Genomic DNA, 23,102 nt, shown 5'->3' with positions numbered 1-23,102 from the left:
AAGTACTAGTCTTTATATAAGTTAGTTGAGTTTTCATGGTACTTAAGTTTTAGTAGAGAAAGGCCTCAGTTGTGTTCCAATTGAGGTTTTTTTTGGTTAAATAATAATGTTTATTCATTAAAAATAAATAAGTTAAGTGTGTTTTTATATCTAAAAAATTATTTCAGAAGAATGTTTCATAGTAACTTTAATAAAAATATTAATCCATAAAACCAAAGCTTATGTTAACTAACGCTATTATTCTTACGCTAACCATGTTTGTTACATTTTGTGTGATGTGTTTGGTGAAAATAGATGAATTAAGAAAGATGAAATAACCTAAAAAACTCCATTTGTAAAAGTGGAGTTTTCTTGTTTTATAACGTTATATTTACGTTATAAAACAATACAATGAAAAAGAAATTGGTGGTTTTAACGGGAGCAGGAATTAGTGCCGAAAGTGGATTATCTACTTTTAGAGATGCAAACGGATTGTGGGAAAATCACGATATTATGGAGGTTGCTTCTATTGATGGTTACCTTAGAAATCCGAAATTGGTTCAAGATTTTTACAATCAACGTCGCAAACAATTGTTCGAAGTTGAACCAAATGCAGCGCATTTTTTTCTAAAAGAGTTAGAACAGGATTTTGATGTTTCGATTATCACTCAGAATGTAGACGATTTGCATGAGAGAGCTGGTTCTTCTAAAGTGATTCATTTACATGGTGAGTTAAGAAAAGCACGTAGCGAAAAAAACGAAAAGTTGATTGTTGATTGGAATAACGAAATCAAACTTGGCGATTTAGCAGAAGACGGAAATCAGCTTCGTCCGCATATTGTGTGGTTTGGAGAAATGGTTCCTGAAATAGAAAATGCAATTGATGAGGTTTTGACAGCAGATATTTTGATGATTATTGGAACATCGATGCAAGTATATCCCGCTGCTTCGCTCAAAGATTATGCAAAACCAAATGTTCCAATTATTTATCTTGATCCTTCAGATTCTTATACCGATTCTTCAATTATTCATATCAAGAAAAAAGCAACAGAAAGCTTAGATGATTTAAAAACTATTTTGAATAAATTTTAGAATTTTACGTTTTAAATTGTTTAAAATCATAGTTCATGAAGTATATATTTTTACCTTATTTTGTTCTTTTAGCTTCTATAACGTTAAATGCACAAGAAGTTAACACTTATTACCAATCAATCGTAGATCAAGTGAAATATGATTCTGTTCAACAAAAATTACAAAAATTTCAAGATTTTGGGATTAAAACCGTAGGATCTTCGGCGCATGATTACACTTTCAGTTGGTTAAAGTCTTATTATGCAAAATATGGATATACTCAGATTGAGCAGCAATCGGTAAATGTTTTTGGAAATGTTGGGTATAATCTTATTGTAACAAAAATGGGTAAAAAATACCCTGACGAATTCATTATTATTGATGGACATTACGATACTTTAAATGGACCTGGAGCAAATGATAACGGCTCGGGTACTGTAACTTTATTGGAAATTGCTCGATTAATCAAAGATATCGATACTGATTATTCGATCAAGTTTATTCATTTTACAGGAGAAGAACGCGGTTTAATAGGAAGTCAGACATATGTCAATCAAATTGCAGTTCCTCAGAATTTATACATTAAAGCTGTTCTGAATATTGATGAGGTAGGAGGAGTGGCGAATAAAGTAAATTCGACAATTGTTTGTGAGCAAGATGAAAGTAATCCAACATCAAATAATGCAGCTTCTTCTGATTTGACTAATCAAATGGCGAATATTTTTCCCTTGTATACAACTCTAAAAACTGAAATTTCGAATGCTTATAGTTCCGATTATATGCCTTTTCAGGCAGTTGGTTATCCAATAACTGGACTTTTCGAAAAGAATGAAACACCTTATGCACATACTGCTCAAGATATAATAGCTAATTTAGATTTGAATTATTTGACAGAAGTAGCGAAAGGAGCTTTGGCGACTTTATTACATTTTTCTCAAGCACAAGAGAAGTTGACTACAACAGATCATACTATTTCAACTTTGCAAGTGTACCCAAATCCAGTAAAGAGTAACCTTCATTTTTCGCAGATTTTAAAGCAACCTACAATTTCTATATATAACGAAACAGGAATACAGGTCTATGAAAAGAAGTTTCAAACAACAGTTTCACAGATAAATTTAGAACATCTTACTTCTGGCGTTTATTTCGTTAAAATAAATTCGAATCAACATAGTTTTAAGATTTTAAAGAAATAAATTGTTACTCCTTATTTATGTAATAAATTGACTTTTTTAGTTGAATAGTTACTTTTTTTGTCTAAATGGTAATCAACCTTTCGATACACGAGCACCGAACAAACCATACGGAATGGATATACAATGGATACAGAATGCATATAGCGTGGATACACAACCGATACAGAAAAAATGCATTTTAGTGCATACAACCTCCATTTAGGTTAATGGATAACCAATTAGGTTCATTATTCGTCACTTCTAGTTAATTTGCTTGTCTAAGGGTTAATTTTACATCGTTGTTGTGCCCCATCAAGAAGAATACCGAATAAAAAATGAATATTCTAACCACAATAGAAACATAGGTTTTATTAAGTTTTACGTTCTACGCTTAACGTTTTACGGATTTTATCATTCTGAGTTTATTTCAGAATAGCATCAAATGATACTTATTTTAGAGGTTTGAATCGTCTTGGTCATTGTGCTGAATATCAAGTGGAAATACTGTTTTTGGTCATGTGTTCTTACGATTTAAATGATTCTCAAAGGTTATTTTGGTAATCTACTTCATTTTATATTTGTATTCAAAAAGTGATTTTGTGTTATTTCGAAGCCTTGAAAATTCCAGCCTCTCACAAATACATAATGCATTTTACTTAATACATTATAAATATTACATAGTACAACACTAAAATCTACTTTTTTAAATGAAATTTAAAGATTATCATTGCTCAAAAGACGAGTTTCAATCCATTGAAACTTTAAAAATGATATCCTTTTGTATTCCACTAAACATTTTTTTGTATAAAAAACAACTTGGCAATTATTACAACATCTGAACTACAAAAATCTTTTACATACATTCTACTGCCACTATGTTGCCTTTATCCTGCCTTTATGTTGGGAGTATCTAGCAAGTATCTGTAGATGAAAAAAAAATTGGCCCTTGCGTTATATATGTTGTTTATATTTAGTGAGTGTTTATTATCAACCTCACCTTACGGGTGTACAATCACCCTCAAAAATTATATTTTTAAGCTGTTATAAGCTCAATTCCTGCTTTATCTGCCTTATATTTTATTTTGGTCATCAGTTTATAATAACTCCAATTTCTCAGTACAAAATCTTCTTCTTTGGCCAGCTCTATCTTTTCTTCTTGATCCATTAAAATAAGTGTTCCTGCTTTATTATTTACACAAAAATCAATTAACTTTCTGCTGTAAACATGTAGTCGATGATGCACATAATTTTTTTCTACTTGACTCATTTTATCTAGCGCTTTTAGTTTCCTCGTTTTTCCTTTGCCCGATTTTGCATAAGTTGCCCCAATTTGTATTCGTTTACGGGACGCTTGTATCGCTAACCTTCGGTATAGAAACTCTTCTTTGGTTCCTATAGTAAGCCGAGATTTTCCTATTTTTACAACCAACGGATATTCTAAAGAGAGAGAAGCTTCTGCAATAATTTCGGGTTGTAATTGATGATTTTCTTTTTCGATCTCAACAACAGCTAACCAAAATATTTTACTTTTTTCTAACTTTATTTGTGATGTACAAAGTTTAATTTCTCCGCTTACCACTTGTTCCAATAACCTTTTATTACTTGTAAAATCTTTTCCCAAATAGGTTTTGAATGGAAGTTGAAACAACCGAAAACAAAAACATTTTTTCTCAGGATTGTAAGAGAAGCTACGTATACTTTCTGCTCCAAAAGGAAATGCCATATCTCGTTTGAAGTTTTTTAACGAAGCTTCTCCTTTCCAATATCTTTGAGAATCTTTGTTGTATGAACTGTGGAGTCTATTATTTAAACAAGATAATATATTGGTTGGAATTTCACCTTTAAAACGGTCTGATAGCACACGATAAGTGGTACTCATTTGCGAATTTTTTAATATACCCTCTGCATCTTTCTTCTCGTCCATTAATTTATATTTAACACCTTCAGAGAGGTACAAAAAATCTTTCATCATTTCTTGTAAATACAAATGAGAAACAATCAAATTAGCGGCTTTAAAACATCTGTTTTGCCATCTATAAAGCTTGTCTAATGCCTCTTTGCGTTCTTCTTGAGTTGGTAAATCGATAAGTATTTGTATTTTTCGAGTGAGTATTAAAGTAGATTTTTCCATGATCAATAGTTTAGGGATTGAACTTTGTTTTGTTGAGTGAATTTATAAGCGACTATAAATTCATTGTGTACCTCTTTTTGAGACAATTGTAATGCTGAAGCTATTGTTGAAAAAGATTGTTTATGCTTACATCGAAGTTTTAAAATCAACGATTGTGTTTCAGATATTTGATTTTCCTTCTCTGCTGTAGAGACTGTTTTGGTTTTAATAATTAATTTATCTTGGTGACTTAAAATCTTCTTAAGATCATCAATAGCATGTTTAATTTCGTTACTCGTTTCAGTGATTCCTCTTCCCATTGCTTTAGCAATCGCTTTGTATTGAAATCCATGTTTTAAACAGAGTTCAATCAAATGCTTTCTTTCAGCACTTAATAAGGGTAATACTTTTATAATTTGATCAAAATAGTGCTGTTGTGTTTCTTGTTCGTTTAGGTTTTGAATGTTATCTGCGGGATCATATCCAGCCAAATAACTTTGATAATTCTCATAACTTTCTAGTGAACTTACAGTTCTAAAAAACTTATTCTTCGGTTTAGCATAATGCGAATAGCAAGTGTATTTCATTACAAACCTTAAAAAGAAAAAGATATGATAAGGAGATTCCATCTTTTCGCGATATTCCCATAATTTTAGAAATGCATCTTGTACCAAGCATTCTACTACAAATTCATCCTCAATTATTTGTTTACCAAACCAAAAGATTCGTTTATTGTACCTGACATAAATACGTTCGAAGGCAGTAGAATTACCTTTTTTTAATAATTCAAATTCTTTTTCTAGCATAATAAAGGTGGTTTTATTTATGTTTTACGTGATACGTATGACGTTCTACGTTTTTACATAGTTTTTAAATTCAACATTAGTTTTAAAAGTCACTCTTTTTCCTGTACATCGCGCCAACTTTGTTTTTGGGAAAGGGTTTTTTGTTTTTTATTTCAAATTTGTTCTTTACTTTCATTTTTTTATTCATTACTTATCTATTTTTATTGTCGGTATTCATATGCCCTTCGGGGAAGCTCATCCAAAAAACGAAACAAAAAAAGATGCCGACAGTAGTCTCTCAATGATTCAACTAAATAAATTATTTCCATAAAGTTGATAACTCACTTCGTTCAAACACCTCAACTTTTTTATTCCAATAATTTAGAGTTGAATTGCATTTCGATTCTAAATCGTCGGATTTTTAACTCTTTTTTCAATACTCAAATCCTTTTTTAAAACTGGCACTGAGGCATTCGAAGTGCAGAACCGTATCCAATATGTCATTTCGGGGTATTGAGAAATCTTTCTATCACTTTTTTATTCATAGCATATCTATTTTAATTATAGGTATTCACATGCCCTTCGGGGAAGAGAGCAAAAAAGTAATCAAAAAACTCTTGGCCGTAAACCTCTCTACTCAAAATGTTTTCACTCCACTAAAGATTTAAAAAAAACTATGGGCTAAAATCTTTTTAACGTTGTACCCAAACATTTTCTTAACGTGAGAGTTTTAATGCCAGTTTCTTAATCCTTTTTTAATATTCAAATTCGTTATCACTTTTAACAACGGATTTTAGAGTCGACATACGATTTGCAGACGAGCTTCAATCCATTGAAACAAGCGTAAAAAAGATTAGTGAGCGTATGCGAAACATTTAATCTTTTTAGTGCGTGAAATGGTAATTGAACGTCGAAAATCGCGGTCTTGATTTTTTTTGTTCGTTTTTTCATCAAGGAAAAAACGAATGTAAAATACTTTCTATCACTTTTTTATTCATAGCATATCTATTTTAATTATCGGTATTCATATGCCCTACGGGGAAATGAGCAAAAAAGTAATCAAAAAACTCTTGTCTTTGATTTTCGACGCTCAAAATAAGTTTCAGCCATTGAATGTTTTAAATCATTTGCTACGCAAATAGTAAAACATTTTAACCATTTTCTTCAACTTTTTGACACTCGCCTCCAAATCATATGACATTTTTTTAATCCTTTTTCAAATACATCATACATTCTACTTTTTACATAGTACAACTCTAAAATCTCAATTCTCATATCTAACATCTAATCTGTACATCATACATTTAACTCATTACTTATAACTCATTACTTACAACTTAAATCAGGTAGTAGCCCCAATAAATTTGGAAAATGATATTAAAGGATTTACTTTTAATGTGCGAAAAAAAGAGTATAACCTAACTGTCAAAGTCTCATTACCGAGGCTCAGATAGAGAGCGAGTAAAGAAAGGGGAACCTTTTCTTTACGTTCCGTTAAATGTTATAAAACGGAGAATTGTTCTTTAAAAGAATGGAAAAAACGAACAGACTTTGTCTGGAGGTTTTTTACGGATGAATTGAAATTGTTTCGTTCTCATTTTGTGTTGGGTTTTATGGAACGATGTTTCTCGTGTATGAAGAAATACTTGCAAAAAAAGCAAGGAGCAGTCTCACACCTTAGATCCATGGGCGACCAAACCCGTCTTTAAAATCCGAGGATAATAAAGTTTCCACCTAAAGCTAACGTGAGAACCGCTCACATGCCATATACGAAAGTACAAAACTTTTGAGACATGGAGCAATTTCACGGTGTTCTCGATGGAAAATTGGTCGTTTTGGAATCGAGTCACATCGTTTAATTATGACTATCAAAAGTCTAATTATCAAATCGCTAATACAAATATAACAATATTTTTTAACACACCAATATATTGGTGTAAAATATTTTAATAAAATGATAAAATATTTTGAATTTGAAACTACTCAATTTGATTTTGAGTTAATCCAACATATTAAGAAACTAAGAATAAAGGAAAAGTTTTCACAAGAAACCCTTAGTCTTAAAATGGGTTTAGCGAAAAGTTTCATTGGTAATGTTGAAAATTATCGTGAAAAACATAAATATAGCACCCGTCACATCACTCTTTTAGCAAAAGCATTCGGGTACAAAAATATTGGTGAGTTATTAAACTTTCCAATTCCACAATACGACAGAATTAAAGTTACGGTAGAACAGACTTATAATGAGGCAGGCACTAAAGTATTGAAAAGTGAAGTGGTGAAGGTTGTTGAGATAAAATAATATGTTATATTTTACAAATTATCACAAAAAATCTAAAGGACTTGGTGTCGATTTTTTATCAATATCTGTAATATGCGTATAAATCATGGTAGTTCTAATGTCGTTATGACCTAATAATTCTTGAACTACACGTACATCAATTCCACTTTTTATAAGATGAGTAGCATATGAATGTCTTAAAGTATGTACGCTGCCTTTTGATAAAACGCCAGCTTTACTCATAGCGTTTTTTAAAATTAATTGGACACTTCTTTCGCTGTATTGATCGCCTTTTGCGCCTTCAAACAAAAAGTCTTTAGGTTGATAAACCTTATAGTATTCTCTCAATAATAGCAAAAGTTTATCTGGCAAAGCAACTATACGATCTTTGTTACCTTTACTTTGACGAATAAGAAGTAAATTACTTTCTGATTTTATATCTGCAATTTTTAAATTTATCAATTCGCTTAGTCGCAATCCACAGCTATAGATTATTGTAAGAATAGCTTTATGTTTTAAATTTTCTGTTGCATTTAATAAATTTCGTACTTCTTCTTGAGAAAAGAAAGTTGGTAATTTATTAACTTTTCGTTTTGGATAAAGATAATTTAATTCGATTTTCTGATTTTCAACTAATTCAAATACTTTTTTAATTGCCCCAACCAAAGAACGTTGATAGGAAACACTGATATTTTCTTGAGTTACTTTTGTATTGATAAACAATTCGATTTCTGAAATAGGAATTTCATCTAATCTATTGTATTTTTCCATCTGCTCTAAGAAAACTTGAGCGTAACCACAATACGATTTTATGGTATTGTTTGCATATCGTTGTAATTTTAATCGATTTTGCAACGTTTTTAGAATTGTTTCGCTATCCATACATTCATTATTACATTTTACATCAAATTACTTCGTGATACATGAATTTTGTTTTAGTAAGTGTCTAATTTACAAAAAAATAATTATATTTGTTTTTAATTTTACGAAATGCGGATATAGTTGATTTTTTACGAAACAAAAGCTAGATCAGTTTCGTGAAAAAACAATGTTATCGGCAATACGAAATAAAGTAGTTCAGAAAAAATATTATATTTGCAACATAAATAAAAAGTAAGCAGAAAATGTAAAAATTAATTTCTTAGACAATCTAACAATCAGCTCAAAAAATTGGGCTCCCACTTTTGTTAAACTCAAAAAGAAATTAATTATGCTTACGATTCAAAATTTATCCTATTCACATCCCAATAAAAATACGCTGTTTACTAATTTAAGTATGACAGTAAACCATTCCGATAAAATTGCATTAATTGGCAATAATGGTGTTGGAAAATCTACTTTACTCAAACTTATAGCCAAGGAATTAGAACCTGATGACGGACAAATTTCCTCCGAAACCAAACCCTATTATATTCCTCAAATTTTCGGTCAGTTTAATGATTTGACAATTGCCCAAGCCTTACAAGTTGAAACCAAACTCAATGCTTTACACGAAATTTTAAACGGAAGTGTAGATGAAAAGAATTATAGCCTTTTAAATGACGATTGGACGATAGAAGAAAAATGTCAAGAAGCCCTAAGCTATTGGGATATTTCTGATTTATCACTATCTCAAAAATTAAGCGAATTAAGTGGAGGACAAAAAACAAAAGTCTTTCTCGCAGGTATATTTATTCATCAACCATCATTTGTTTTATTAGATGAACCCAGTAATCATCTTGACAAATCCAGTAGAGACTTACTATACGATTTTATTCAAACCTCAAGAGCAACTTTTATAATCGTTAGCCACGACCGAGAGTTACTTCAGTTATTAAATCCTATTTGTGAGCTCAACAGAAATGAAATTAAAGTTTATGGCGGAAACTATGAATTTTATAAAGAGCAAAAAGAAATTGAACAAAACGCCTTAAGTCAAGATATTCAGAGCAAAGAAAAAGCACTTAGAAAGGCGAAAGAAAAGGAGCGAAAAACAATTGAACGACAACAAAAATTAGATGTTCGAGCAAAAAAGAATTTAGGAAAAGCTGGACTTCCCAAGATAGTATCAGATGCTTGGAAGAATAATGCTGAAAGAAGCTCAGCAAAAATTGCCGGAGTTCATTCAGATAAAATTAATGGTATAAAAGAAGAACTTCAAGATTTGAGGCTTTCCGTTTCTGATATAGAACAAATGAAATTTGAATTTGATTCTTCCAATCTTCATAAAGGTAAAAATCTGTTTATAGCAGAAAATATCAATTTCGCATATAGAACAGGAGGTTTATTATGGGAGAAACCTCTAAACATTCAAATTGTCAGCGGTGAACGAATTGCTATCAACGGAAAAAATGGAACAGGAAAAACCACACTTATCCAAATAATACTCGGAAAACTTAAACCAACGGAAGGAAAAATATTTATTGCTGAAAGTCATTCTGTTTATATTGACCAAGATTATTCTTTAATCAATAATCATTTACAGATTTATGAACAAGCTCAAGAATTTAATCAAACCGGCCTTCAGGAACACGAAGTAAAAATCAGATTAGACCGTTTTTTATTTTCAAAAGATGATTGGGATAAGCCTTGTCATACATTGAGTGGCGGAGAAAGAATGCGGTTAATGTTGTGTTGTTTAAACATTGCTAATCAATCTCCCGACATTATTATCTTAGATGAACCTACCAATAATTTAGACCTTCAAAACATCGAAATTTTAACCAATGCAATCAATGAATATGAAGGAACTTTAATTGTAATTTCCCACGATAAAACGTTCTTACAAGAAATAAATATTGAACGAACTATTGAATTAATGAAGTAAAGCCGATAACATCGGTTTTGCAAGAGAGCGGGTTATTGTTTCCGTTCAAAGATTTTCGTTATATTTAAAGTTCCGTCTTCGCTTGGAAGTCTTATGCTAAAATCCGCTCCCTCGCAAAGCCGCGGCCCGTTATCTGCAATGCTATGAAAACCGCACCGATAAATAAAATTTCAATTTTCATTTTATTATTAATTATTACATTTTTACAAATATCTTGTACTAAAAAGAGTGAAGATTTTATTGAATTTACTTACGGTTTAAGTATGGACCCTGAATTTCCTCGTGCTGGAATTAAAATTAAAAGTGATAATTATGTTTATTATTGTGAAGAAATAATAAATAAAGGTGATAAATACTACTTAAACAATCAAACAGGAAAATACAAATTCTACAAATCTGAAGAAAAAATCAAGTTTTCTAAATATAAAGAATTAGTAATTAAAAATTTCTCAGAAAAAATTCATAAAAATTATATTTCGATTGCAGATGCAACTTATGAACAAATAGATTTTAAATTAGATTCGAAAAAAATAAAACAAGGATTTTTTAATGTACAACTAAATCAAAATCAAAGAAATATTCAAAATGAAATCTGGAAATTGAAAAACAAACTAAAATTCAAATCAATTGATTCTATTTACTTTAATCAAGAAAGATTACAAGAAAAGTTACCCGAACCACCGCCATTAAATAAATAAAAAGCACTGCAGATAACATTGTATTTGCAAAAGGCGGGGTTGAATAGTTAATAGAAAAACCCGATGCATCTAGTCGCAACTTGCTTTTCATATTGTATTTTTTTGTAATTTAACAATCTGAAAAAGCAATTTGCTTTGTTCGGTGAAAATTGAACTTTCAGTTAAATTTAGCCCGCCCTTCGCAAATACTTTTTCCGTTATGGGCAACCTTAGACCAAAAAGCGATGAATAGAGCTTTAAAAGTACTTCTAATAATTTCTGGAATAATATTACTAATCTTTGGTGGATTTTTTTTATTCCTACATATTGTTTTTGACGGACTATTTACTGGTCCATCATACGACAAAAAAGACCTTATTGAGAATTATGAACAACGTACTACAGAAATTGCTGAAGCTAAAACTTATTTCAAATCAATTCTTCCTGAAGGAGCAAGTGTGACAATTGAATTTGATAACGATAAAGAGTTGGGGATTTTTCACGTAAAGGTTGACAGTGTTCATCAAAGTAATTGGGATTTAAAAATCGAATCAAAAAAAGTAGATTCCTTACTAACCGAACTAAAATGGACAAATAATGAGTTGAAAACTCTTAAAGAAAAATTAGATAAAGCAAACTGTATTTCAATTTCAGGAACTAATGACCCTATTGTTATAGGTTGGCAAAGAAGTGGAATGGGAATGTTTAGTTACGTCATTTTTGACCAAAATTTGAATGAAAATAAAATCAAAGATTATAATGACGGTTGTACATATATTTTCTACAAAGACAATGTAGTTTTGGAATATGGTGGTGGAGCAATTGGGATGCAATGTTTCCCCGAATTTTACCAAGAAAAAGAAAAGAATAAAAAAGGCAGCCCATAACAAGGGTTTTGCAAAATGGCGGGTTTCAGTCTAAATTGAAAGTTTGTGCATTTTAATCTGCAAAAGCCAATTTTATTGGCTTTTTTTCATAAATTAGCAAATAGAAATTGGCTTTTGTTACGTTCCGTCTAAATCGAAACTTTCGGCTTCGATTTTCCGCCACTTCGCAAAGCCCCGAACCGTTATGTGCCATTTTTGAATGACAATGCGAATAGATACAGACAAACAAATGAATTTACTTAGTGATAAGAACGTTGCAATAATTGGTGGTGGACCCGTTGGACTGACTATGGCAAAATTATTACAGCAAAACGGCATAGACGTTTCAGTTTACGAAAGAGACAACGACCGAGAGGCAAGAATTTTTGGTGGAACCCTTGACCTACACAAAGGTTCAGGTCAGGAAGCAATGAAAAAAGCGGGATTGTTACAAACTTATTATGACTTAGCCTTACCAATGGGTGTAAATATTGCTGATGAAAAAGGCAATATTTTATCCACAAAAAATGTAAAGCCCGAAAATCGATTTGACAATCCTGAAATAAACAGAAATGACTTAAGGGCTATCTTGTTGAATAGTTTAGAAAACGACACGGTTATTTGGGATAGAAAACTTGTTATGCTTGAACCTGGTAAGAAGAAGTGGACACTAACTTTTGAGAATAAACCGAGTGAAACAGCAGATTTGGTTATTCTTGCCAATGGCGGGATGTCCAAGGTAAGAAAATTTGTTACCGACACGGAAGTTGAAGAAACAGGTACTTTCAATATACAAGCCGATATTCATCAACCAGAGATAAACTGTCCTGGATTTTTTCAGCTATGCAATGGAAACCGGCTAATGGCATCTCACCAAGGTAATTTATTATTTGCTAACCCCAATAATAATGGTGCATTGCATTTTGGAATAAGTTTTAAAACACCTGATGAATGGAAAAACCAAACGCAGGTAGATTTTCAAAACAGAAATAGTGTCGTTGATTTTCTTCTGAAAGAATTTTCCGATTGGGACGAACGCTACAAAGAATTGATTCATACGACGTTGTCATTTGTAGGATTGGCTACACGGATATTTCCTTTAGAAAAGCCTTGGAAAAGCAAGCGCCCATTACCCATAACAATGATTGGGGATGCCGCACATTTGATGCCGCCTTTTGCAGGGCAGGGAGTAAATAGTGGGTTGGTGGATGCCTTGATATTGTCTGATAATCTAGCCGATGGAAAATTTAATAGCATTGAAGAGGCTGTTAAAAATTATGAACAGCAAATGTTTATCTATGGCAAAGAAGCACAAGAAGAATCAACTCAAAACGAAATTGAAATGTTTAAACCCGACTTTACGTTTCAGCAATTGTTAAATGTATAAAATGGAATAAAACGGCACATAACAAACAAATTGGCAATAGAGCCGGTGAAGTACTTCTATTGAACTTTTGTGCAATGTTGAAGATTAGTAATTCTATTCAACATTTGTGCTAAAAGTCGGCTCCATCGCCAATTTGCCAAACGTTATGTGCCATTTTTGAATGACAATGCGAATAGATACAGACAAACAAATGAATTTACTTAGTGATAAGAACGTTGCAATAATTGGTGGTGGACCCGTTGGACTGACTATGGCAAAATTATTACAGCAAAACGGCATAGACGTTTCAGTTTACGAAAGAGACAACGACCGAGAGGCAAGAATTTTTGGTGGAACCCTTGACCTACACAAAGGTTCAGGTCAGGAAGCAATGAAAAAAGCGGGATTGTTACAAACTTATTATGACTTAGCCTTACCAATGGGTGTAAATATTGCTGATGAAAAAGGCAATATTTTATCCACAAAAAATGTAAAGCCCGAAAATCGATTTGACAATCCTGAAATAAACAGAAATGACTTAAGGGCTATCTTGTTGAATAGTTTAGAAAACGACACGGTTATTTGGGATAGAAAACTTGTTATGCTTGAACCTGGTAAGAAGAAGTGGACACTAACTTTTGAGAATAAACCGAGTGAAACAGCAGATTTGGTTATTCTTGCCAATGGCGGGATGTCCAAGGTAAGAAAATTTGTTACCGACACGGAAGTTGAAGAAACAGGTACTTTCAATATACAAGCCGATATTCATCAACCAGAGATAAACTGTCCTGGATTTTTTCAGCTATGCAATGGAAACCGGCTAATGGCATCTCACCAAGGTAATTTATTATTTGCTAACCCCAATAATAATGGTGCATTGCATTTTGGAATAAGTTTTAAAACACCTGATGAATGGAAAAACCAAACGCAGGTAGATTTTCAAAACAGAAATAGTGTCGTTGATTTTCTTCTGAAAGAATTTTCCGATTGGGACGAACGCTACAAAGAATTGATTCATACGACGTTGTCATTTGTAGGATTGGCTACACGGATATTTCCTTTAGAAAAGCCTTGGAAAAGCAAGCGCCCATTACCCATAACAATGATTGGGGATGCCGCACATTTGATGCCGCCTTTTGCAGGGCAGGGAGTAAATAGTGGGTTGGTGGATGCCTTGATATTGTCTGATAATCTAGCCGATGGAAAATTTAATAGCATTGAAGAGGCTGTTAAAAATTATGAACAGCAAATGTTTATCTATGGCAAAGAAGCACAAGAAGAATCAACTCAAAACGAAATTGAAATGTTTAAACCCGACTTTACGTTTCAGCAATTGTTAAATGTATAAAATGGAATAAAACGGCACATAACAAACAAATTGGCAATAGAGCCGGTGAAGTACTTCTATTGAACTTTTGTGCAATGTTGAAGATTAGTAATTCTATTCAACATTTGTGCTAAAAGTCGGCTCCATCGCCAATTTGCCAAACGTTACCAGCAATTTTAAGACGACACAATGCAAGAAATGAACGCCTTTACGATTACAGTAAGTGTAATACTTTACGGACTGACATTACTATGCTTTTTTATACCTAAAAAAAAAGGACACCGCCAGACTGCATATATCACTGGCGGAATTTTAGGAGTAATTATAACTCTGACACTATTTGGAAATTTAGATTTCCTAGTAATTTTTATTTGGCCCATAATCATTATGTTCCAAATAATTTTCATTTCCTACTGGGCTTTTACCGCCTTTAACAGAAAGAAAACAGGACTGGTGATTGTGACAATTTTGACTATTGGATTTCTTTTACTAATAATGCAACCTTGGATTTCTGACTGGACATTCAGTAAAAAAGATGTGACCAAAATTCTCCGCTTCCACAATATTGAATTAAAAGACGATTTTAAAATCTTAAAGAACGAAGCAGGTGGTTTTAGAGACTACTACGAAACCTTTACGCTTAAATTATCGGATAATGATTTTAACCGTATTTCCCAGACAGTAAGGAACTCTAAAAACTACAAAGGGCATTTTACAGACTATTCTAACCTTCCGACAGCAGACTACAAAACTACCGACACAATAGACTTTGAAACAGACAATCATTTTGAGAGAGAGTATTGGACAAACACAAAAATGGAAAACGGTACGTATCATTTTCGTTTTCAGTTAGACAAACAAAACAAAGAATTAAGTTACATTGGAAGCGATGAATAAAAAAACTGCTGGTAACACGGGTTTTGCGTCAGGCGGGCTGACGTGCAAACTTGGAGCTTTGTGCTTCTATTCAAGTTCAGTGCTTATTGACAGTTTTGTGCTCCGAAACCCGCCCGAACGCAAAGCCCGAAAACGTTACCTGCCATTTTAAGCGACACACAAAATCAAATGAACGAACTGAAAAATTTAATTACACTCTTAACGCTAATCTTGACAATAACTTCTTGTCAAGAAACCCAAAAGAAGACAAGTTTTGAAAATGACAGTCGAACAAGAAGTGATTCGACTGAATTGCAACAGACGTTATTGGTTGACTATAAAAGCGACACATACAAGATTTATATAGGCGAGAGTTATAAGATAAGTGACAAAATAATCGATTGGCGTTGGGCTGCACTAAATGACCCTGACGATAAAATTGACTCTACAGGAATAGACGCTTTTTTGTTTTTAAGTGAACCACTTATAAAATACAATGATGGCGAATGGCTTCCTGCATTGCATATTGAAACTGACAAAAATTCAATTAAGAAGTTTAGTTGCTCAATACTTTTTGACTTGGCTGAAACGGAAAACGCTGAGATTAATTTTTTAAGACTGCTAAGCCAAGACATAAATCAATTACAAAATGATAGCCTAATAAAAGCACTGATAAACGATGGTATCTATAAAAAAGTAACACAGGACTTTATAGAAACTTTTGAGTTAACCAAAGGCAAAGAATTAGAATATGATAAATTTGAGTATACAGTTAAACAGAAGTAAAAAAACGGCAGGTAACACGGGTTTTGCGTCAGGCGGGTTGACGTGCAAACTTGGAGCTGAGTACCTCTAATAAACTTTAGTAATAAATTGAAACTTTGTGCCTCGTAATCCCGCCCGAACGCAAAGCCCGAAAACGTTAGCTGTTATATTAAAAAACCGAATCGTTAAATGAAACTAATCGAAAGAAAAGAAATATTTCAAAATTATAATAATATCACAAGTCTAATAAAAGGTTTTCAAAAAGCTTTTTTTGACGAAGAATATGATAATTTAGAAGATGAAATGTTTGACGCGCTTAATCTTGAACCTAAAAAAGCATCTAATTCTACTTTTAATTTGAGTATTAATCATAGTGTTTTGGACACTTTCCCCAAAAAACTTTCTGAAAGAATTAATTGTTTATTTGACTTCTTAAATGTTGAACAATTCATTATAATTTCACACCTAAAACTTGATTTATTTGGAAATACAGAGCACGATTATGATAAGGTAAAGAACTCATACGAACAACTAAAGAAAATAACCTTATCCGAAAGTTACAAAGAGGCAATTCTTGCTGATAAAAAAGATTTACCAGAACTAATTGACATATTATTTTGGTTGGAAAGATGTGACGGAAGTTTGCCTGAATATATATTTTGGTTTGACACAAATGAACGTTTTTGTTTCCATTTATGTCAATATGGAAAAGTTCATATCATAGATTTTACTAATGGCAATTTATTAAACAATGAGCAACTTGCCGAATTACAATTTGAAATTGTAGAAGATAGGTGTTATGACCAATTTACAGAAGAAAGCAGAATCGAAAATAGAAAACTTAAATTATAAATACAACAGCTAACACACGCTACAAGCAAGCTGGGCAATTGGTTTAATTTGAAAATAGTTTGTATTTGATACATTTGTTTTTAACCGAAAGATTACGCATCTTTAATCCCAGCCTGCGTGTAGCGCGGGGACGTTGTGTGTAATGCTTCAAAAAAAGCTGTAGATATAAACTGTTGAATAATAAAATTAAAATAGTAGGAAAAAATGTACTCGCCGTTTGGGGAGCAATATCATTAATTGGTATTATTACATTTTTAGGATATTTAACCTATTCACTAACTATCGGAAATAGATCTAAAGTAAATAAAGCTGAGAAATCAGACGTAAAATTTATATTAAATTGGTCTGGACTTGGTGATCAAAGAATTAAAAATGTAACAAATAGTTATCAATCAGGCCGTTCCTTTGGAGGTGATTATCTAGAAGCTTACGCAATTGAAATTACTAACGTTAATCTCGAAGAATTAAAAATTGAGAACGGTTTTTATAGATTAGACAGCTTACCACCTGTTTTGAATGATGCTGTAAAAATGGTAAATAATTTTCAGTATGAGATTCGTTGGTTTCCAGAATTAGATAAAATACAGAAAGATGAAATATACGTATATCCTTGGAGTATATATTGTAATGGAATTAAACCAATTGGTGCGGAATTAATATTTGTTGTACCGAATGATAAAAAAGTTTATTATATCGGAACTAAAAATTAAATGGCACTACACACAACATCGGTAACTGTTGCACAACTCCAATTTTTATAAAAATTTAAAATATTTGACCTCGTTTAAGCCTTTTTAAGCGAGGTTTGTTTTTAAAGAAATATGCTAAATTGTAATATTAGGTTTGCTTAAAACTCAACTTTTTTAAGTCGTGAAGGAGTATTTTTGTAAAAAGCTGTATTTCCCTTGTCTTAGGGAAACAACTTGGGCTAAAATACTCGGGATTTTGAAAATAAAGCGCAGGTATTTCTTCAAGTTGTAAGATAAACTTGACATCAAAACGTGTTTGTTGGCTTGAGCCATTCCTCTGCTGTTGATTCGTTTTAGGTTAAAAAAGTTAATCAACGTTCCTAAAACGGGTTCTACCGTAGCACTTCGTCGCTTTACTAACCTGCGGTGATATGCTTTGTTTTGGGTGAGTTTTTCGTGCATTTTATCGTACAAAGGTTTGTGAATACTTTCTTCCAATTTTTTAAACTTGGTTACTTTACCACAACATTGCGCTCTCAAAGGACAGTTACCACAATCTTTTTCCGAACTTCGGTAGCTCTTCTTTTCGTAGCCTTTGCTGTCTGTTAAAGTCCGTTTAAACGGTAAAAAAGCTTTATTTCCGCCTTCTTGAATACATTCGTAACGGTTTTCTTTTTTATTGAAAATAAAGCCTTCCCGTTCGGGTTTATATTGTCCAAAGTTGGGGATCCAAGCATCTAAGTTATGATCTTCACAATATTGCAAACTTGTACCGCTACTGTAGCCCGCATCAGCCAAAACCTCACCTATTTGAATCTCATTTTGTTTAAAATTTTCAATCGTTTGATCCATGATTTCTGCAAAAATAGCACTGTCTTTACTACCTGCTGTGCTGGCACAAGCGCCTGTAATCACATGGTGTTTATCATCAACTGCTAACTGTCCCGCATAATTTAATTGACGTGGTTTTCCTGGTTTGGTCGAGATTTTCGCATCAGGATCTGTTGGACTATAATGGGTATGATTGCTCAAAAATTTTGGACGAATATCTTCACCATCTTCATTTTTTTGAATCGTTTTGCGAGCAGCAGGCATTCCTTTAAACTCTTCTTTTTTCCAATTATGATGTTGTTCTACCAACTTCTTTCGAGTTGATGTTACAGTTCGATTAGGCTCACTGCATGCTTTGAATTCTGAATTTTCTTCCAACTCATTCACAAAAGCAGAAACATCGTTTAGAACCTCTTTTTCAACAAGAGAATCCATGCTAGCGTTCGCTTTGATAAACGCTGAATCTACCGCCTGACGTTTCCCAGAAACCATGCCTTTATTGACACATAAACTCAATATCAACTGAAACAATTGCAAGAAAACTTCTTCGCCAAATAATGCGCGAGTTCGGCTAATTGTCGAATGCCAAGGTAATTCTTCGTTCAGATCATAGCCTAAAAATAAACGAATACTCAAACTATCCGAACAAAAACGAATCAATGCTCTGTCGCTGTTGATATTATTCAAATAACCCACTAACAATATTTTAAAAAACACCACCGGATCGATGCTTTTTTGACCTTCTTTTCCATAATATTTTGAGGTCGCTGGATAAAGAAAATCAAATGATAATTCTCGCTGTATTATTCGATAGTAATTATCCAAAGGCACCAATCGATCCAAACTTAAATCGTAAAATAATTGTGGGGTAAATTCTTTTCGTCCTTGCATACTACAAGATCCGAATTTTTTTTTATTTTTGAGTTGTGCAACAAGCACATCGGCTTGGCAAAATGCGGGGTTAAGTGCAAAATTGAACTTCTCACCTTTTTACCCGCCAAAAGCTGTTTGCTTTTGTTTTTTTATTAAATTTACCAAAAGGCTCACAGCTTTGGCTACGTCTCGGACTGAATTGAACTTTCGCTCAATTCAAGCCCGTACTTCGCCAAGCCGCGGCCCGCTCGTTAGCAGAAACCTTGAACGAAACACCGTTAAAAAGACAATTGAAAAACAAAATAAAACGTTATTCCAAATATTACTAATTTAAAAAATCACACTTATGAAGAAAATTGTGAAGATTACATTAATTAGTTTCAGCCTAATTATTTTAATAATTGCTATCTTAATTTTTAGACCTGTTCCAATTGTTTCTGAAAACCAAACGATTTCTGAAAGTGGAATTGTAACAGAAATTTATAGTAATAAAGGAAACGATATTATTTTTGTATTGGAAAACACTAAACGTAGATTTTACATAAATAGAGGACTAGAAAGGGGATTAGAATTGAAAAATCTAAAAGAAAAATTAATCGGAAACTCAATCGTTGTGAAATACCCAAAATATTGGACGCCGCTTGACTGGAATAATAGTGTAATACATATTTCTAAAGTTGAATTTGACGAGGAAATAATATTTAACGAACTGAAAAAGTAAAAAAATTGTATACAACATCGGTTAGTAGGAACCTTGAAAATACATAATTAAAAAGACGATTGAAAAATTAAACGAGAAATAACACGTTATCACAAATATTACTAATTTAAAAACTTATTTAATTATGAAAAGAAAAATTTTAAACATTTTGACCGTATCTTCAATAATTACTACAATTTCACTTGTTATGGACGGAGACCCTGTTGAACCAAGTATGCTAATGAGATTCGTAGAATTCTTCTTAATGAGTGGAATTATTTTTCTACTTGTTTCATTTGTTTATTTTACTACTACATTTATCTTTAAAAATATTAAGAGAGTGTAATTCAAGTAATAAAAAGCCTTAAAAACATACAAACTTTTAAGGCTTTTTTATTCAGTTATGATGAATTTTTAATTTAAAAATCATGAAGATGTAATATTCAAATTGATTAAATTAATAATAAATGAAATAATAAAGGCTTCTGCTAACAAGGGTTTGGCGCAATGGCGGGTTAAGGATAAAATTGAAAGTTTCGGCTTTCTATTCCGCAAAAGCCAATTTTATTGGCTTTTATTTTTAAATTAGCAAATAGAAATTGGCTTTTGCTACGTTCCGTCTAAATCGAAACTTTTCGCTTCGATTTTCCGCCACTTCGCAAAGCCCGAAAACGTTGTACAACATTTTACCAAAACACTCTCCTAAATGAAAATCAACAAATTATATTTAATAATCTCAATCATAAATTGCACATTTGGTTTTGCTCAAAATTCGATAGGTTCAAAAATTAACACTAAAATTAATAATGATTTTATATCTAGTATAAAGTCTTTTGTAGGAAAACTAAATCCTGAAGAATATAAAGAAACCCGAAAAGAAATATTAAAAGAACTTAAAGTTGAAATACCTGAAGAAAAAGCGATTTTAATTCATTTTTATCAATATGGTGTAAACTGCTATGAATATGGTTTAAAAGAGAGGAATGCTTTGGGTGTTATCCAAAATACCATCAAGATATCATCAAAAATTTCAAAAGAAAATAACACAATTGATTTTTTTATATATACTTCCAATGCATTGCATAAAGAAAGAATTCAAGATAAAAATATTTTTATTTTAGATTCAGGATTTTTTGAGAAAAACATATTTACACTAAAGGAAAATTGCAGAGCATTTTTCATCTTAAAAACTAATGGAGAATTTATGAAATATTATGGCTCAGATTATTTCACGGAAGTAAGTAATTTTCTGAAAAAACAATAAAAACGTCGTACAACATCGCATTGGCAAAATGGCGGGTTAAGTGCAAAATTGAAATTCTCGCCTTTTTATCCGCCAAAAGCTGTTTGCTTTTGTTTTTTTATTAAATTTACCAAAAGCCACAGCTTTGGCTACGTTTCGGTCTGAATTGAACTTTCGCTCAATTCAAGCCCGCACTTCGCCAAGCCGCGGCCCGTTATGGGCAACCGTAGGACGACACGTAACAGAAAAACAAATGACAAACGAAATCAAACATAATTGCATTGACAAAGACGAATTACTGAATAACACCAAATTGAACATTGACAAATTTGGACTTCAAGTTATTATGGTTAGTTCGACAAGTTATTGCCCTTCGTTTGCTTACAGTATTGGTTTGACAGAGACATATAATCATCCAGAAATTATATGTTTCGGACTTTCTAATGACCTCGGACACGCAATCATAAACGACATTGCTGAATTGATTAAAAACGGAGAGAAATTTGAAGCAGAGAAAATTTCAACTGAAATATTTAAGGACAGTAGAGCAGCATTTTTAAAAGTTGACAAAAAAAACATTGACGATTATTTTGGTGCAGCCTTAAACTACTATAGCGACAAGAGTTTTGACGCTTTGCAAGTTGTTTGGACAGACCGCAATGACAAACTACCTTGGGAAGATAATTTTGAAGAAGAATTTTTATATAAACAACCACTTCTTGACAGAAACGCAGACTTTAAGTTTTACGAACCTAAAAACTTGACAACATTTACAACTCGACAGTGGCTAGACAAGAAGAAACCAATTTTACGTGTAGTTCACGACAATGACGGAGATTGGCAATTTTTGACAGGCGACCAATTACCCGAAGACATAAAGATAGTTGCATTGGAAGAACTTGTTAAACGTGACAACACACTAAACGAAGTGTTCGACCTTGAATATGGAGAAGTAGCTGAAAGAGATTTAATAGGCGGACAATGGACAAGAACTAAACTTGAATCTGATGACGAAGAATAGAACGGCAGCCCATAACAGGCGTTTGGCAAAAAAACGGGTTCAGTGCTTAAATGAAGTTTTGTGCTTCGTATCAAGTTCAGTGCTGGCAGACAGTTTTGTGCATCGAAATCCGCTTCTTCGCCAAGCGCCAAAACGTTATATGCAACCATATGCCAACATCGTCTACAATTGAAATGTTTAAAAATCAAGATTTAAGAACTGGTGGATTTTTTGAACTTTGCATTCAAGTTTCAGAAAGTTCAAAAAATGATATTGTTCAGAAATATTTTGATTTTTTTTGGAATCAACCAAATGTTGAAGGTCCATTTGATAATAACTTAAAGCCAATTAATAAAATAATTGATTACCGATTAGAAGGGATTTTAAATATTGAAAATGTAAAAATACCATTCATAAATTTTAATATAAAAGAAGAAAATCCAATTGAAACAGGATCTTATTGGTTTGACATCTCTTTCTACATTACAACTATTGAAAAACTATTTCAAATCGAACCGCAGAATTGGGACGAAAAAAGTAACTGTCCAAAAGAATTGTTAGAATATCTTTTACAGTTAATGAAAAAATTATACGAAATACATCCTTTTAAATTAGCTTTACTTGACTTTGAGATTTCAGGAGAATATCGTATTGAGGATTTGAAAAATTTAGACTTCGTAAATTGGTCTAATTCAATTTTATATATTGGAAAAGAAAACTTAGACAAAGTCAACGAAAAAAACTTAAAATATGTAAAAATATTGAATGAATAATATGGCTGCATATAACAAAGGTAACTGTTGCACAACTCCAATTATTATAAAAATTTA

At 32.2% G+C, this 23,102-nt stretch carries 20 protein-coding genes; 16 read left to right on the top strand and 4 right to left on the bottom strand.

All coding sequences use genetic code 11. The annotated features are described in order from the left end of the window. The first annotated feature begins 390 nt into the window (after nt 1-390). Nucleotides 391-1,071, top strand: a complete 681-nt coding sequence (locus NZD85_RS06400; RefSeq protein ID WP_260544321.1) for an SIR2 family NAD-dependent protein deacylase — start codon at nt 391-393, stop codon at nt 1,069-1,071. 35 nt (nt 1,072-1,106) lie between these two features. Further along, complete coding sequence (locus NZD85_RS06395) at nt 1,107-2,246, top strand: M28 family peptidase (protein WP_260544319.1); 1,140 nt, start codon at nt 1,107-1,109, stop codon at nt 2,244-2,246. A gap of 1,012 nt (nt 2,247-3,258) precedes the next feature. Here the strand turns inward: NZD85_RS06395 and NZD85_RS06390 are convergent. Then, nucleotides 3,259-4,356 (bottom strand): hypothetical protein, encoded by a 1,098-nt coding sequence (locus tag NZD85_RS06390; protein WP_125350260.1) that lies wholly within the window; start codon nt 4,354-4,356, stop codon nt 3,259-3,261. A gap of 2 nt (nt 4,357-4,358) precedes the next feature. After that, on the bottom strand, nt 4,359-5,141 hold the full coding sequence (locus NZD85_RS06385; protein WP_260544316.1) for an RNA polymerase sigma factor: 783 nt from the start codon (nt 5,139-5,141) through the stop codon (nt 4,359-4,361). A gap of 1,933 nt (nt 5,142-7,074) precedes the next feature. Here NZD85_RS06385 and NZD85_RS06380 point away from each other — a divergent pair. Further along, a complete protein-coding gene (locus NZD85_RS06380) occupies nt 7,075-7,422 on the top strand; it encodes a helix-turn-helix domain-containing protein (RefSeq protein ID WP_260544314.1) in 348 nt (115 codons plus the stop codon). 21 nt (nt 7,423-7,443) lie between these two features. Here the strand turns inward: NZD85_RS06380 and NZD85_RS06375 are convergent, their stop codons facing one another. Then, on the bottom strand, nt 7,444-8,283 hold the full coding sequence (locus NZD85_RS06375) for a tyrosine-type recombinase/integrase (RefSeq protein WP_221854646.1): 840 nt from the start codon (nt 8,281-8,283) through the stop codon (nt 7,444-7,446). 328 nt (nt 8,284-8,611) lie between these two features. On the opposite strand from NZD85_RS06375, the gene abc-f reads away from it, so the two are divergent. From abc-f to NZD85_RS06330, 9 genes are all read left to right on the top strand, one after another. Continuing rightward, nucleotides 8,612-10,207 (top strand): ribosomal protection-like ABC-F family protein, encoded by a 1,596-nt coding sequence (gene abc-f, locus NZD85_RS06370; protein WP_090410526.1) that lies wholly within the window; start codon nt 8,612-8,614, stop codon nt 10,205-10,207. Between the two features lie 143 nt (nt 10,208-10,350). Next, the gene (locus NZD85_RS06365; RefSeq protein ID WP_260544312.1) at nt 10,351-10,905 is read left to right on the top strand and encodes a hypothetical protein; all 555 of its coding nucleotides are present in this window, start codon (nt 10,351-10,353) and stop codon (nt 10,903-10,905) included. Between the two features lie 224 nt (nt 10,906-11,129). After that, a complete protein-coding gene (locus tag NZD85_RS06360) occupies nt 11,130-11,771 on the top strand; it encodes a hypothetical protein (RefSeq protein ID WP_260544310.1) in 642 nt (213 codons plus the stop codon). A 199-nt stretch (nt 11,772-11,970) separates the two neighbouring features. After that, entirely contained in the window at nt 11,971-13,137 is a 1,167-nt protein-coding gene (locus NZD85_RS06355; protein WP_008651082.1) for a tetracycline-inactivating monooxygenase Tet(X2), read from the top strand. Between the two features lie 160 nt (nt 13,138-13,297). Beyond that, nucleotides 13,298-14,464 (top strand): tetracycline-inactivating monooxygenase Tet(X2), encoded by a 1,167-nt coding sequence (locus tag NZD85_RS06350; RefSeq protein WP_008651082.1) that lies wholly within the window; start codon nt 13,298-13,300, stop codon nt 14,462-14,464. Between the two features lie 168 nt (nt 14,465-14,632). Next, a complete protein-coding gene (locus NZD85_RS06345) occupies nt 14,633-15,340 on the top strand; it encodes a hypothetical protein (RefSeq protein WP_260544308.1) in 708 nt (235 codons plus the stop codon). A 168-nt stretch (nt 15,341-15,508) separates the two neighbouring features. After that, entirely contained in the window at nt 15,509-16,105 is a 597-nt protein-coding gene (locus tag NZD85_RS06340) for a hypothetical protein (RefSeq protein ID WP_260544306.1), read from the top strand. Between the two features lie 168 nt (nt 16,106-16,273). Next, the gene (locus NZD85_RS06335) at nt 16,274-16,936 is read left to right on the top strand and encodes a hypothetical protein (protein ID WP_260544304.1); all 663 of its coding nucleotides are present in this window, start codon (nt 16,274-16,276) and stop codon (nt 16,934-16,936) included. A gap of 173 nt (nt 16,937-17,109) precedes the next feature. Next, nucleotides 17,110-17,646 carry a hypothetical protein gene (locus NZD85_RS06330; protein WP_260544302.1) on the top strand — a complete coding sequence of 179 codons (537 nt, stop codon included), beginning with the start codon at nt 17,110-17,112 and terminating at the stop codon, nt 17,644-17,646. A gap of 153 nt (nt 17,647-17,799) precedes the next feature. Here the strand turns inward: NZD85_RS06330 and NZD85_RS06325 are convergent, their stop codons facing one another. Continuing rightward, a complete protein-coding gene (locus tag NZD85_RS06325) occupies nt 17,800-19,347 on the bottom strand; it encodes an IS1182 family transposase (protein ID WP_260544300.1) in 1,548 nt (515 codons plus the stop codon). A 328-nt stretch (nt 19,348-19,675) separates the two neighbouring features. On the opposite strand from NZD85_RS06325, the gene NZD85_RS06320 reads away from it, so the two are divergent. From NZD85_RS06320 to NZD85_RS06305, 4 genes are all read left to right on the top strand, one after another. Next, nucleotides 19,676-20,050 (top strand): hypothetical protein, encoded by a 375-nt coding sequence (locus NZD85_RS06320; protein WP_260544298.1) that lies wholly within the window; start codon nt 19,676-19,678, stop codon nt 20,048-20,050. 685 nt (nt 20,051-20,735) lie between these two features. After that, the gene (locus NZD85_RS06315) at nt 20,736-21,293 is read left to right on the top strand and encodes a hypothetical protein (RefSeq protein ID WP_260541397.1); all 558 of its coding nucleotides are present in this window, start codon (nt 20,736-20,738) and stop codon (nt 21,291-21,293) included. A gap of 232 nt (nt 21,294-21,525) precedes the next feature. Further along, the gene (locus NZD85_RS06310; protein WP_221857086.1) at nt 21,526-22,293 is read left to right on the top strand and encodes a DUF4262 domain-containing protein; all 768 of its coding nucleotides are present in this window, start codon (nt 21,526-21,528) and stop codon (nt 22,291-22,293) included. A gap of 173 nt (nt 22,294-22,466) precedes the next feature. Further along, nucleotides 22,467-23,045 (top strand): hypothetical protein, encoded by a 579-nt coding sequence (locus NZD85_RS06305; protein ID WP_165131138.1) that lies wholly within the window; start codon nt 22,467-22,469, stop codon nt 23,043-23,045. Nucleotides 23,046-23,102 lie beyond the last annotated feature (57 nt).

This window comes from Empedobacter stercoris (assembly GCF_025244765.1).
Classification (GTDB): domain Bacteria; phylum Bacteroidota; class Bacteroidia; order Flavobacteriales; family Weeksellaceae; genus Empedobacter; species Empedobacter stercoris.
The sequence above is the reverse complement of the archived record's forward strand: the minus strand, read 5'-3'. Positions and strand labels throughout refer to the sequence as shown.

Coding starts and splice junctions, on each gene's coding strand:
- NZD85_RS06390 (WP_125350260.1), bottom strand. CDS start 4,356: ATGGAAAAATCTACTTTAATACTCACTCGAAAAATACAAATACTTATC.
- NZD85_RS06310 (WP_221857086.1), top strand. CDS start 21,526: ATGACAAACGAAATCAAACATAATTGCATTGACAAAGACGAATTACTG.
- NZD85_RS06365 (WP_260544312.1), top strand. CDS start 10,351: ATGAAAACCGCACCGATAAATAAAATTTCAATTTTCATTTTATTATTA.
- NZD85_RS06360 (WP_260544310.1), top strand. CDS start 11,130: ATGAATAGAGCTTTAAAAGTACTTCTAATAATTTCTGGAATAATATTA.
- NZD85_RS06320 (WP_260544298.1), top strand. CDS start 19,676: ATGAAGAAAATTGTGAAGATTACATTAATTAGTTTCAGCCTAATTATT.
- NZD85_RS06355 (WP_008651082.1), top strand. CDS start 11,971: ATGACAATGCGAATAGATACAGACAAACAAATGAATTTACTTAGTGAT.
- NZD85_RS06380 (WP_260544314.1), top strand. CDS start 7,075: ATGATAAAATATTTTGAATTTGAAACTACTCAATTTGATTTTGAGTTA.
- abc-f (WP_090410526.1), top strand. CDS start 8,612: ATGCTTACGATTCAAAATTTATCCTATTCACATCCCAATAAAAATACG.
- NZD85_RS06385 (WP_260544316.1), bottom strand. CDS start 5,141: ATGCTAGAAAAAGAATTTGAATTATTAAAAAAAGGTAATTCTACTGCC.
- NZD85_RS06340 (WP_260544306.1), top strand. CDS start 15,509: ATGAACGAACTGAAAAATTTAATTACACTCTTAACGCTAATCTTGACA.
- NZD85_RS06395 (WP_260544319.1), top strand. CDS start 1,107: ATGAAGTATATATTTTTACCTTATTTTGTTCTTTTAGCTTCTATAACG.
- NZD85_RS06315 (WP_260541397.1), top strand. CDS start 20,736: ATGAAAATCAACAAATTATATTTAATAATCTCAATCATAAATTGCACA.
- NZD85_RS06325 (WP_260544300.1), bottom strand. CDS start 19,347: ATGCAAGGACGAAAAGAATTTACCCCACAATTATTTTACGATTTAAGT.
- NZD85_RS06345 (WP_260544308.1), top strand. CDS start 14,633: ATGCAAGAAATGAACGCCTTTACGATTACAGTAAGTGTAATACTTTAC.
- NZD85_RS06305 (WP_165131138.1), top strand. CDS start 22,467: ATGTTTAAAAATCAAGATTTAAGAACTGGTGGATTTTTTGAACTTTGC.
- NZD85_RS06400 (WP_260544321.1), top strand. CDS start 391: ATGAAAAAGAAATTGGTGGTTTTAACGGGAGCAGGAATTAGTGCCGAA.
- NZD85_RS06375 (WP_221854646.1), bottom strand. CDS start 8,283: ATGGATAGCGAAACAATTCTAAAAACGTTGCAAAATCGATTAAAATTA.
- NZD85_RS06350 (WP_008651082.1), top strand. CDS start 13,298: ATGACAATGCGAATAGATACAGACAAACAAATGAATTTACTTAGTGAT.
- NZD85_RS06335 (WP_260544304.1), top strand. CDS start 16,274: ATGAAACTAATCGAAAGAAAAGAAATATTTCAAAATTATAATAATATC.